The organism is Parvibium lacunae (assembly GCF_003335215.1).
GTDB lineage: Bacteria > Pseudomonadota > Gammaproteobacteria > Burkholderiales > Burkholderiaceae_D > Parvibium > Parvibium lacunae.
In genome coordinates, this window is record NZ_QPGB01000001.1 from 78670 (window position 1) to 91234 (window position 12565).

At 53.1% G+C, this 12565-nt stretch carries 11 protein-coding genes and 1 tRNA gene; 8 read left to right on the forward strand and 4 right to left on the reverse strand.

Going from position 1 to position 12565, the window contains the following annotated elements; genetic code table 11:
* Positions 1-18: 18 nt before the first annotated feature.
* Together DU000_RS00390 and polA are read right to left on the reverse strand one after the other, a co-directional pair.
* Positions 19-987 carry a DMT family transporter gene (locus tag DU000_RS00390; protein WP_114401397.1) on the reverse strand — a complete coding sequence of 323 codons (969 nt, stop codon included), beginning with the start codon at positions 985-987 and terminating at the stop codon, positions 19-21.
* Positions 987-3797: a DNA polymerase I gene (polA, locus tag DU000_RS00395; protein WP_114401398.1), complete on the reverse strand. Its 2811-nt coding sequence runs from the start codon at positions 3795-3797 to the stop codon at positions 987-989. Before polA ends, DU000_RS00390 begins: the two co-directional genes overlap by 1 nt.
* Here polA and DU000_RS00400 point away from each other — a divergent pair, their 5' ends adjacent.
* From DU000_RS00400 to DU000_RS00425, 6 genes are all read left to right on the forward strand, one after another.
* Positions 3798-4532 (forward strand): LOG family protein, encoded by a 735-nt coding sequence (locus tag DU000_RS00400; protein WP_114401399.1) that lies wholly within the window; start codon positions 3798-3800, stop codon positions 4530-4532.
* Positions 4533-4618: 86 nt separating this feature from the next.
* Positions 4619-5023, forward strand: a complete 405-nt coding sequence (locus DU000_RS00405) for a DUF2782 domain-containing protein (protein ID WP_205073990.1) — start codon at positions 4619-4621, stop codon at positions 5021-5023.
* Between the two features lie 15 nt (positions 5024-5038).
* Complete coding sequence (locus DU000_RS00410; protein WP_114401400.1) at positions 5039-6013, forward strand: homoserine kinase; 975 nt, start codon at positions 5039-5041, stop codon at positions 6011-6013.
* Positions 5955-6842 (forward strand): BPSS1780 family membrane protein, encoded by an 888-nt coding sequence (locus tag DU000_RS00415; RefSeq protein ID WP_147266941.1) that lies wholly within the window; start codon positions 5955-5957, stop codon positions 6840-6842. Before DU000_RS00410 ends, DU000_RS00415 begins: the two co-directional genes overlap by 59 nt.
* A 20-nt stretch (positions 6843-6862) precedes the next feature.
* Entirely contained in the window at positions 6863-7666 is an 804-nt protein-coding gene (gene murI / locus DU000_RS00420; protein ID WP_114401402.1) for a glutamate racemase, read from the forward strand.
* Positions 7667-7692: 26 nt separating this feature from the next.
* Positions 7693-8409: a DUF2846 domain-containing protein gene (locus DU000_RS00425; RefSeq protein ID WP_240001746.1), complete on the forward strand. Its 717-nt coding sequence runs from the start codon at positions 7693-7695 to the stop codon at positions 8407-8409.
* A gap of 46 nt (positions 8410-8455) precedes the next feature.
* Here the strand turns inward: DU000_RS00425 and DU000_RS00430 are convergent, their stop codons facing one another.
* Positions 8456-10783, reverse strand: coding sequence for a UvrD-helicase domain-containing protein (locus DU000_RS00430; protein ID WP_114401403.1), 2328 nt, complete (start codon positions 10781-10783; stop codon positions 8456-8458).
* Positions 10784-10845: 62 nt separating this feature from the next.
* On the opposite strand from DU000_RS00430, the gene DU000_RS00435 reads away from it, so the two are divergent.
* Positions 10846-10921: transfer RNA gene (locus DU000_RS00435), tRNA-Ala, on the forward strand.
* Between the two features lie 17 nt (positions 10922-10938).
* Here DU000_RS00435 and DU000_RS00440 read toward each other — a convergent pair.
* Complete coding sequence (locus DU000_RS00440; protein ID WP_114401404.1) at positions 10939-11823, reverse strand: DMT family transporter; 885 nt, start codon at positions 11821-11823, stop codon at positions 10939-10941.
* 219 nt (positions 11824-12042) lie between these two features.
* Between DU000_RS00440 and DU000_RS00445 the strand changes: the two genes are divergently transcribed.
* Entirely contained in the window at positions 12043-12549 is a 507-nt protein-coding gene (locus tag DU000_RS00445; RefSeq protein ID WP_114402029.1) for a DUF1993 domain-containing protein, read from the forward strand.
* The last annotated feature ends 16 nt before the right edge of the window (positions 12550-12565 follow it).

Here is a 12565-nt window from a genome sequence, read left to right on the forward strand (position 1 = left end):
TGTGTTCTCTGAACACAATTAGGAGATGCGCGTCCGTAGCTGGTTAGTAATCAGCACGCCCGCGAGAATCAAGCCACCACCAAAGTACACGCTGGTGGGCAAGCGTTCACCGAGCATGAGTGCGCCGAGTAGGACCCCAAAGACAGGCACAAAGTTAATAAACGCGGCGGCGCGGGTTGCCCCGATTTTTTGAATGCCTTGGGTGTACCAGGTATAGGAAAGGGCGCTACCCGCTACACCCAGATAGAGAACGCAAGTCCAGGCGCTGAGGCTGAAGTGATAGAGTTGCCACCAATGCAAGTGAGTTTGAGCCCCTTCTCCTAATAATTGATTTTCAAAGGTCGTCGCCAATAACAACATGGCACAACCACTGGCACAGGCCCAAAAATTAGTGGCAATCGGGCTGAGCCGTTGCCCGACGCGCTTGCATTGCAGGGTGTAGGCTGTCCAAGCCAACACACAGCCAATGATCAAATATTCGCCCAGGCCTACCGCTGCTGCGGTATTGTCTGCCGCACTGTTGCTGCCTAGAAAGCGGCGCGGGTCGCCATTGCTTAACACCAGGATGCAGCCGCATAGCGCAATCACCACCCCGCCCCATTGTTTGCCATTCAGGGGTTCCTTCAACAACAACCAGGCCGCGACCGCCACCACCACGGGGTTTAGTGCCACCACCAAGGAGCCACGCCCCGCCGCAATGTGCTGCAAGCCCACCATGAAGAAAAAGTTATACGCAAACACGCCCGTTAAGCCGAGCAAGGCCGCCGTGAGCCAATGTTGACGTGCCAGCTTAAACGCTTGCGGTTCGGTACGCCACACTAGCAAACCCATCGCACAGGTGGCAAAGAAAAACCGTAAGAACGCCGCCGAGAAGGGTGCCACCTCTTGTACCAACACTCGCCCAGCAATCCAGGTACCGCCCCAGATGAGCGCGGTGAGGAGTAGGGTGGTGTAGGTCCAGAGTAGTCGTGTTGAGGAAGTCATCATCAGTGCGCCTGTTCCCAGTTCTGCCCACTGCCAATCTCAACGAGCAGTGGCACTTGCAGTTGCGCGACGCCGCCCATCAAGACGGGGAGGGTGTCTTTCACCAAACTCAGTTCTGCTTCGGGCACATCTAACACCAGTTCATCATGCACTTGCATGATGAGTTTGCTCTGGAGTTTTTCCGCTTCCAGCCAATTTTGCACCGCAATCATGGCGAGCTTGACGATATCCGCTGCCGTACCTTGCATGGGGGCGTTAATCGCGGCGCGTTCTGCGCCTTGGCGGCGCTGCGGGTTGCTGCTGTTGATTTCATTCAGCCACAGGCGGCGGCCAAACACGGTCTCCACATAGCCTTGGTCGTGCGCATCGTGGCGGGTACGTTCCATATATTTGGCCACACCCGGGTAGCGGGCAAAATAGCGGTCGATATAGCTTTGCGCGGCGCTGCGTTCAATACCCAAGTTCCCCGCTAGACCAAAGGCGCTCATGCCGTAGATGAGGCCAAAGTTAATCACCTTGGCGTAGCGGCGCTGTTCGTTACTGACTTCGAGTGGCGTCACCCCAAAAATTTCGGCGGCCGTGGCACGGTGCACATCTTCGCCATCCGCAAAGGCTTTGAGCAGGCTGGCATCGCTAGAAATATGCGCCATGATGCGTAACTCAATTTGCGAATAGTCGGCCGCCACCAGCACATGGCCGGGGCTGGCGATAAAGGCCTCGCGAATGCGGCGGCCTTCGGCGGTGCGAATCGGAATGTTCTGCAAATTTGGATCGTTACTGGCAAGCCGGCCCGTCACCGCCACCGCTTGCGCATAGTTGGTATGCACGCGGCCCGTATGCGGGTTAATCATTTTGGGCAGCTTGTCGGTGTAAGTGGACTTGAGTTTGGCTAGGCCGCGATAGTCCAGCAAAATTTTGGGGAGGGGATAATCTTCGGCCAGCTTTTGCAGCACTTCTTCATCGGTACTGGGCGTGCCACTGGGTGTTTTTTTCACCACGGGCAGTTGCAACTTTTGAAACAAAATTTCGCCGAGCTGTTTGGGAGAATTTAAGTTAAACGGTTGCTCGGCCAACGTGTAGGCTTGCTGTTCGAGTTCCAGTAAACGCAGGCCAATTTCATGGCTTTGCTGTTGCAGGCGGGCGTGGTCAATCAACACCCCGTTGCGTTCCATCACTTGCAGCACACGGGCGGTGGGCAGCTCAATCTGCTCGTACACATAGCGCAGTTTGGCGTCGTGTTCAATTTGCGGCCACAGCGTTTCATGCAGGTGCAGGGTAATTTCCGCATCTTCGGCAGCGTAGCGGGTGGCGGTGTCGATGGGGACTTCTGCAAAGGAAATTTGCTGTGCGCCTTTACCTGCGACTTCTTCATACGTGAGGGTTTTGCGGCCCAAGTGGCGGTCGGCCAGCGCGTCCATATTGTGGTTACGGTGTGCTTCAAGCACATACGATTGCAGCAGGGTGTCGTGGGCAATCCCCGTTAGCTGAATCCCATAGTTTTGTAATACATGGGTATCGTATTTCAGGTGTTGTCCCACCTTGAGCTTGCAGGGGTTTTCCAGCCATGGGCGGAGCTGCGCAAGCACCCATTCGCGTGCGAGCTGCTTGGGTGCATCGGTGCCTAAATCGCTGCGATGGCCCACGGGCACATACCAACCGGTGCCGACCGTCGTGGCAAAACTGAGGCCGACCAATTCTGCCTGCATGGCGTCAAGCGAAGTGGTTTCGGTATCAAAGGCGGTGAGGGCGGCGGCGTCGAGCGTGACGAGCAGTTCCAGCAGGCCAGCTTCGGTATCAACCGTGTGGTAGTGGAGTGACGTCGGTGTGGCGGGAAGTCCTGCTGGAGCGTTATTAGCCGAAGCGGAAGCTGATGTGGTGGTTGACGCGGTGCCAAATAAATCGCTTTGATCACCTTGTGCGGCAGCGCTACTATTGGCCATCTGCGCACTGATCTCGCGCAGCCAGGTTTTAAACCCATAGCGTTCAAACAAGCTGCGCAAGGTGTCGTTGTCTTGGGTTTGGAAACCCAATTGATCGCTAACATGTTGCACATAGGCGCTGAGGTCGCAATCACACTTCACCGTCACTAAGCGGCGTCCGGTGGGCAGCCAATCCAGTGCTTGCCGCAGGTTTTCGCCGACCACGCCGGTGATATTGGCAGCGTTTTCGATCACGCCTTCCAGACTGCCGTATTGGGTGAGCCATTTCACCGCCGTTTTCGGGCCGACTTTGGTCACGCCGGGTACGTTATCGACGGTATCGCCCATCAGCGTGAGGTAATCAATAATGCGGTCGGGTGGTACGCCAAACTTTTCAGTTACGCCCGTTACATCCAGCGTTTCGTTACTCATGGTGTTGACTAAAGTGACGTGCTCATTCACCAATTGGGCAAGGTCTTTGTCCCCCGTCGAGATCAATGTTTTCAGACCATGCTCGGTGGCGTAGCGGGCTAGGGTGCCAATCACGTCATCCGCTTCCACCCCGTCAATCATCAGCAGCGGCCAGCCGAGGGCGCGCACGGCGGCGTGGATAGGTTCAATCTGTTGCACCAAGTCATCGGGCATCGGTGGCCGATGGGCCTTGTATTCGGGGTACCAGTCGTCGCGAAAGGTTTTGCCTTTTGCGTCAAACACCACGGCGCCGTGGGTAAAACCATTTTCTGCCTTGTACTCGCTACGTAAGCGACGTAGCATGTTAATCATGCCGTATAGCGCACCCGTTGGCTCTCCAGCGGGGTTACGTAAATCGGGTAAAGCGTGAAACGCACGGTAGAGATAGCTCGAACCATCAACCAGTAATAGTGTAGAAGACATATGAATCAACAGAAACGTGTCGTTGCATTAAATAATATCCGCAATGCGGAACGGGCAACCAGCATCAAGGCGCGGGCTTCATGGCATTTGTTTAGCATTATGTCAGAGTTCATTGAGGCGACTGAGCGCTTGTCGGAATTGCGGCCAGCGATCAGTATTTTTGGTAGCGCACGAACCAAGCCCGATCATCCCTACTATCAGCTCACCGAAACCATCGCGCGCAAATTTTCTGAGGCGGGGTTTGCGGTGGTCTCTGGGGGCGGACCAGGCATTATGGAGGCGGCCAACAAAGGGGCTTTTTTCGGTCCTTCGCCTAGTGTGGGACTGAATATTCAATTACCGTTTGAACAAAGCGGCAACCCTTACCAAAACATCAGCCTCTCGTTCCGCCACTTTTTTGCACGTAAGGTTTCATTTGCCAAATATGCTAGTGCCTACATTTGTATGCCTGGCGGCTTCGGTACCATGGACGAGTTGTTTGAAGCCCTGACATTAATGCAAACGGGTAAAAGTCGTCATATTCCAGTGGTATTGGTTGGCAGCCAGTTTTGGGCGAAGTTGGCTGATTTTATTCGCGATACGCTGATACAAGAAGGCATGATCAGCCCGAGTGACCTCGATTTCTTCAAAGTACTCGATGATCCTGATGAGGTTGTTAATACGGTCTTCGACTTTTATGAGAAGCGCGGGTTTGGCGACTCTGAGGAAGAGCGGGAGCAAATGTTGTACCTCTAGTGAGGCATTGTTTTCTCCTGGCCGTGGCGTAAAGCCAGCCAGCTAAGCAAGGTAAAATACGCCAGTTTATTCGCGCCGAGATACTTATGTCCCGTCTATTTGATTTCACTGCTTGCAACAAAGCGGGTATGTCCGCTGTGTTGCCTAGCCTATTGTTGGCCCTGTGTCTGGTTTCGCTACCCGCTCAGGCACAAAAAAATGGCCCCGTGACGCCGACAGTGCCGCCACCCAAACTGGAACCCTTGCCCGAGATCAAAGCCCCACCGGGTGCGGTTGACGATTTGGAACCCGCCGTGACGATTCGTAGAAAAGGCAACGATACCCTGGAAGAATATCGGCGCGGCGGCAAGGTCTATATGATTAAAGTAACGCCGGGCAATGGCTTACCGCCTTACTACTTGATCGACCAAGATGGCTCTGGCAGATTCTTGGCGCGAGATGCGGCGGGTAATCCGATGGCTGTTCCGCAGTGGCTCTTATTTGAATTTTAAGTCGGGTAGGGACGTATGGCAGTATTTACCGATGTCAGTCCGGCACAATTACAAGACTGGCTCAACCATTCAAATTTAGGTCAACTAACGGCGCTCGAAGGCATTGCTTCCGGTATTGAAAATACCAACTACTTTGTGGATGTCACGCGTGCGGGCGAGAGTCACCATTATGTGCTCACCTTATTTGAAAAGCTCACGCCGACAGAGCTGCCTTTTTATCTTGGTTTGATGCATCACCTCGCCGCCAAAGGCATTCCTGTTCCGGCCCCTGTGAGGTTGTCCAACGGCATCTTCTGGGGCGAGCTCAACGGTAAACCTTGTGCTTTAGTGACGCGCCTACAGGGACGCTCGGTCTTGCAGCCGTCAGCAGCGCAGTGCGCCGCAATGGGTAGCTGGCTGGCGCGCATGCATCAGGCCGGGGCAGATTTTGCGCTACAACAGCCAAATTTACGCGGGCTCTCATGGTGGCAGGCGACAGCCCCTGTGGTGGCACCCTATCTACCGGCTGACATTCAACGCTTGCTTGAAGATGAGCTTGCACTGCAAACGACACATGCCATGACAACGGGCTATCAGGATTTGCCGCGCGGTCCAGTACACGCAGATTTATTTCGCGATAACGCGTTAATGATCGACGATACGCTTGGCGGGATCATCGATTTTTATTTTGCAGGTTGCGATACTTGGTTATTTGACTTAGCCGTAACGCTGAATGACTGGTGTATTGACGTAGCGACTGGCGAGTTACAGGCGGGTGCTTGCCAAGCTTTTTTATCGGCTTACCATGCGGTTCAGCCATTTACCCAGCAAGAGGCCGAGAACTGGGAAATGGCCTTGCGTGCCGCCGCGTTACGGTTTTGGATTTCACGCCTGTATGACTTTTACTTGCCACGCCCTGCCGCGATGTTAACGCCAAAAGACCCGCGACACTTTGAACGCATACTCATTGCTCGCCGCGCTGGCCGCTATCCAGTTTTACCACAATCCTGATCAAGAGGCCCTGCCGATGCAAGCCGAACAAGTTACCTCACTTCAAGCCTCACAATGGTTTGGCCGGGGCTGGCAAATTTTTAAAGTGCAGCCTTTCATTGTGGCCTCGTTGACCCTGTTTTACATTATTGTGCTCGCCGTGACGAGCTTGATACCAGGGGTTGGGGCGTTGTTGGGGTTCATCTTAACTCCAACCTTAACATTTGGTTTTATGGAGATGAGCCGCCTACTTAGCTTGCCACCCGAGCAACGACCGCTGCGGATTCTCCCCACCATTTTATTTTCAGCGCTGCTAGCCGATAGCCAGCGCCGCCGGCGCTTCCTACTGCTAGGTGTTTGGTACGTGCTGGGTGTGACGCTAGCCTTATTGCTCTCTACCTTAGCGGATGGCGGCACACTCGCCCAAGCTTTTCTGCTGGGAAAACCGTTAACCGAAGCGCAGGTGCAAAGTGGTGAATTGATTGGCCCCTTGTTGATTGTCATGATCAGCTATCTGCCATTATTGTTGGCCTTTTGGTATGCCCCAGCGTTGGTCGGTTGGGCACATCTATTGCCGAGTAAGGCGATTTTTTTCAGTATTGTGGCCTGCTGGCGTAATAAATGGCCCTTCACCGTGTATGGCTTGGTTGCGCTCGGTTGGTTGATTCTGATTCAAGTCGCGGCAGGAGTAGTACTCAGTTTTCTCGGTGAACAGATCGGCGTCTTTTTTGCGGCCCCTTTTACGATTACCTTGTTATCAGTCTGGCTTTGTAGCTATTACCCTAGTTACGTGGATGTGTTCGGCGTTCCCGATGGGGCGTCAGCCACCCGCGTGCCAACCCACCTTTGAGTGTAGATCGCTAGACTGTAATGACGCTATCCCTTGATCCTAACGGGCCAATCGGGGTCTTTGACTCCGGGGTTGGCGGGCTGACAGTATTACGGGCGTTGCAAGCGCAGCTGCCCCATGAGCGCTTCATTTATGTGGCTGATAATGGGCACGCGCCATATGGCGATAAATCGCCGGAATTTATTACTGAGCGTAGCGAAAAGATCGCAGCTTTTCTCCAAGCAGAGGGTGCGAAAGCTTTAGTGATTGCTTGTAACACAGCAACGGCAGCCGCCGCACAGCAACTGCGCACGCGTTGGCCAGCGTGGCCAATTATCGGCATTGAGCCAGCGGTTAAGCCGGCGACGATGCTGACCAAAACGGGCGTGGTCGGTATTTTAGCGACGACCAATACATTGGCTAGTGAGAAATTCCGGCAGCTCGTTGCGCGATTTGCTGATAATGCAAAGGTCGTCGTGCAAGCCTGTCCTGGCCTGGTCGATGAAATAGAGCAAGGTCATTTCGACAGCCCGCGTTTGCAGTCATTACTCACCGAATACATTGGCGCCTTACAAGCCGCTCAAGCAGATGTAATTGTATTGGGGTGTACACATTACCCCTTTGTGCGAAAACAGATTCAGGCGATTGCGGGCTCAGATGTTCAGATTATTGAAACAGGTCAAGCTGTGGCGCGTGAGTTGCGGCGTCGTCTGAATGAAGAGAACATACTGGCCCCTCAATCAAGCCAAGGTATGAAATTGTATTCAACAGGGAAAACCGTTACACTCGAAAGAATAGCGAGTCAGTATTGCGGGCTATCGCAGGCGATAGAGCGAGTGATCTGAGCAGTGAATGATATGAGGAGCATTTTGTGAAAGTCCAATTACAAAGAGGATGGCTGACTATTGTTGGCGTACTGTTCAGTCTGGCCCTGGTCGGGTGTGCAAGCGGGCCGAAATTTCATGATGTTCAATCGGCTATTTCCCAGCCGCAGGGTGATAAAGGTAGAATTTATTTTTATCGGGAGCGTTCTCCTGTTGGTGCCATCATTCAGCCAGATATTAGAGTGAATAACGAGATTGTTGGTGTATCCAAACCTGGGGGATATTTTTTTATAGATCGCGTCCCCGGTAAATATGAAGTGACTACGAGTACCGAAGTTACCCGTGCTGTTGATTTCAGATTGGCTGCCGGACAAACCATTTACGTAAAAACTGAAGTAAGCATGGGCTTTCTAGTTGGCCGCATATCACCTCTAATAGTTACCAGTGCAACTGCGCTGAGTGAGTTAGCGGATATGAGCTATATCGGCACCCCGATCAATAAACAGGTAGCCAAAAAACCAATACCAGCCGGAGATATAAACGCGAATACTGTGACAGATAAACCTAAATCTGGACAAATAGTATTTGGATCACAATCCTATGAATTAGAAAAGGCAGCAGCGAAAGAAGGCTGTATATCTAGTAGGGGTGCTGAGTTATTGCGCGATGAAGGTCCTGTCGAGCGTTACAAAATTGCTTGCGATGGAGGTAAAACCGTGTATGCCTATTGCGAGTTTCGCCAGTGTCGTTTAAGCCAATGGTAAATATCAATTAATCATCACGTTCAATGCCCTGTACCCGCAGGGCATTTTATATCGCCGTTAATTTTGCAATTCCAAGGGCGAGCCACTTATTGCCGTGTCGGCGAAATTTGATTTGCGCTCGGGCATCTGCCCCCTGTCCTTCAAGCTCAAGAATCACCCCTTCCCCAAATTTAGTGTGAAAGACAGCTTGGCCAATGCGAAAGCCACTTGCATGCTCGCCTTGCTTTTGGCGAATCTTCGCGCTAGCGGCCGCAGTTTGCGCGTTGTCTTGCTTATCCCAGGCTTCATCCCACGCCCGGTCTTTTTTGCCGTACTGACCATTGCTGCCGCCGAAATTAGATTGCGCACTCGCGCCATAGCTCCAATTACTACCGAGCGCTTGTACTTTGGGCGTGAGCCATTTCAAGGTGTTTTCGGGCAGCTCTTCTAAGAAGCGTGACTTCACGCTGTAGCGGGTTTGGCCAAACAACATGCGCGATTGCGCCAAGCTCATATACAGCCGCTTGCGGGCGCGGGTAATGGCCACATACATCAAGCGGCGCTCTTCTTCCACGCCATCTAATTCCACCAAGCTGTTTTCGTGGGGGAATAAGCCTTCTTCCAAACCAGTGAGAAAGACCGCATTAAATTCCAAGCCCTTGGCGGCATGCACGGTCATCAGTTGTACGGCGGGCGTGCCTTCAGCGGCCTGGTTGTCACCCGCTTCCAGCGCGGCATGAGCTAGGAAGTTAGCGAGCGGGGTGCTGGGTGCGACATTCGGTGCGCTTTCAGCTGAGGTGTCGTTTAGCACCAGCGAGGTGGTTGCCCCCGTATCTTGCGCCAAGCCTTCTTCGCTAATAAAGGCTGTTGCCGCGTTCACCAATTCCTGCAAGTTATCGACGCGGTCTTGTCCTTCTTTTTCATTTTGGTAGTGGGTAATCAAGGTGCTTTGATGAATCACTTGCTCAATCACTTCCGGCAGCGTCAGGCCCTGCGCAGCAAAGCGCATTTGCTCAATCAAATTCACAAACGCGGTGAGGTTGCTCCCGGCCTTGCCCGCAATCATCGGCACACTGGCGTACAAGCTTTGGTTGTAGGTACGGGCGGTGTCTTGTAGCTGCTCCAACGTACGCGCCCCAATCCCACGGGTGGGGAAGTTCACCACGCGCAAGAAGGCGGTGTCGTCGTCTTTGTTTTCAATCAGCCGCAAGTAAGCGAGGGCGTGTTTAATTTCGGCCCGTTCAAAAAAGCGTAAGCCGCCATAAACCTTGTAGGGAATCATCGCGCTAAACAGCGCATGTTCCAGCACCCGTGATTGCGCGTTAGAGCGATACAGCACCGCAATCTCTTCGCGGGAGTAGCCTTCGGCAATCAGGTTTTTAATTTCTTCCACCAGCCACTGCGCTTCCAGCATATCGGTGGGTGCTTCGTACACCCGCAGCGGCTCTCCTTCGCCACTGGCCGTCCATAAGTTTTTACCAAGGCGGCGGCTGTTCTGGCGGATCAGCGTGTTCGCGGCTTCCAGAATATGGCCGTGGGAACGGTAGTTTTGTTCGAGCTTGATGTGGTGCCGAACCCGGAACTCGCGCTCAAACTTTTCCATGTTCGCCACGTTCGCCCCGCGAAAGGCGTAAATGCTCTGGTCGTCATCGCCCACGGCAAACAGTGCATTGGTGGGCTGCTTGCCATAGTTGGCTAGTAGCTTCAGCCAAGCGTATTGCAGGCTGTTGGTATCCTGAAACTCATCCACCAAAATATGGCGAAAGCGCGCTTGATAATGCTCGCGCAAAATTTGGTTGCGATCTAATAGCTCGTAGCAGCGCAACAGCAGTTCCGGGAAATCCACCACGCCTTCGCGCTGGCACTGTTCGTCGTAGAGGGCGTATAACTCAACGAACTTGCGGTTAAAGTCGTCATTCGCTTCCACATCCTTCGCCCGCAGCCCACATTCTTTGGCGTTGTTAATAAAGTATTGCAACTGCTTGGGCGGATACTTTTCATCGTCAATATTCAGTGCCTTCAGCATGCGCTTGAGCGCTGATAATTGATCGCTACTATCCAAAATCTGAAAGGTCTGCGGTAAGCCCGCATCGCGGTGGTGTGCCCGCAAAAGCCGATTACACAAACCATGAAACGTTCCCACCCACATGCCGCGCGTATTGATGGGTAGCATCGCGCTCAAACGCGTCAGCATTTCCTTGGCCGCTTTGTTGGTAAACGTCACCGCCAGCAAACTATGCGGCGCGACTTGGCCGGTTTGAATCAGCCAAGCAATACGGGTAGTGAGCACGCGGGTTTTACCGCTGCCGGCTCCCGCTAAAATCAGCGCAGGTTCGGGGGGCAGCGTGACGGCTGCATGTTGTTCGGGATTGAGGTTGTCGAGGAGTGCATTCATGGAGTAATTATCCCATGACGGTGGCTTGCTCTTATTGGTGATTGACTATAATCAATAGCGATGGGGAGATAGCTCAGTTGGGAGAGCGTCGCGTTCGCAATGCGAAGGTCGGGAGTTCGATCCTCCTTCTCTCCACCAGCCTTGCGTTGATTGTTTCAACCCACCCCCAACAAAATCACTCCCACCATCAACAACCCGCAGCCTAGCAAACGCCAACCATTCACAGCTTCCCGCAGGATGATCATGCCCAGCAGGGCGCCGACCATCATCGACATTTCTCGTGCGGGGGCGACTAAGCTGACTGGCCCGCCGAGACCGAGCGCGGCTAACACCAAAATATAAGAAAGCGGGGCGAGTAGCGCAACGGCAAAGGCGAGGTGCCAGTGACCGCGCATAGCTTGGCGAATAGATTGACGTTGCGGTATCGCCCAAGGGATGAGCATACCGAACCGCACGGCGTTGGCGCACCAATCCAGAATGACGGGGGCAATCAATAGCACTTTCACCCCATACGCATCAACGATGGTGTAGCTGGCAATTAGTAAGCCGGTGAGCAGGCCCCAGCGTACGCCCGCACTGATTGTGTTTGAAGCGGAGAATTCCCTAAACCTTTGCCATTGCCCTTGCGTCGCAATCAGCAAAATGCCCCCCACTACACAGGCGATACCACTCAGCCCGGTAGGCGTGGCGGGTTCGCCCAGTAAGAGGATGGCTGCGCAGCTTGACCATAGTGGCCCGGTGCCGCGTGCAACTGGGTATACGACGGATAAATCTGCCACGCGGTAGCCGCGTTGTAAACACAGGCTGTAGGCCAAATGAATGAGACCACTGAGGGCGATGCAAACCAATACCGGCCCATCCCATGTAATTGGGGTATGAACAATTTCCCAGACCAACCAAGGTAAGTACAGCGCTGCGCCGAGCAGCGTGTAGGCAAACACAAACGCGGCCCCGACGTGGGCAGCGCGCTTGGCAACTAAGTTCCAGCTCGCGTGAATAAATGCTGCGAGGATGACTAAACCCAATGCAGAAAGGGGCATGGCGTGTGTCGAAATGGATTATGTGGCGATATTAGCAGCGCTGGTGCATTGCTACAAAAACGAATTAAACAACGCTCACCGCGTTGAGCATAAATTCAGAAAACAGATGATATGCTTTGAATGCTGGTTTCACCGCCAGCCACGATAGAAATAATACCTGCTCTCTTTGAACAAGACGTTCCTGACAATATTGATCAAACACTTACGCTGGAGATTGAAATGGCCACGCTTGATATGTTTACGCTAACCGTGCCGGTATTTAGCCGTGCATTGAATAATCTATTGCACATTTTGCAGAAAGCCCAGGCGCATGTAGAAGCGAAACAGCTTGACCCGGCCGCCTTGATTCAGTTTCGTTTATTTCCTGATATGTTTCCATTGGCGCGTCAGGTTCAAATTGCAACCGACATGAGTAAAGGCTGTGTCGCTCGTTTGGCTGGGGTGGAGATTCCCGGTTACGCCGACAATGAAACCACATTTGCAGACTTGATTGCACGGGTTGAAAAAACGCTGGCCTTTATTGCGTCGATAACCCCTGCCCAACTTGCTGATACGGCGGATAAAGAGATTGTATTGCCGCTACGGGTAAGAACGCTAACCTTTTCAGGGTTGGTCTATGTACAGAGTTTTGCAATCCCCAATCTCTATTTCCATATCACCACCAGCTACAATATTTTGCGTCATAACGGGGTTGAGTTAGGCAAAATGGACTTCCTGGGGCAATAATAAAAAACGGCTAGCG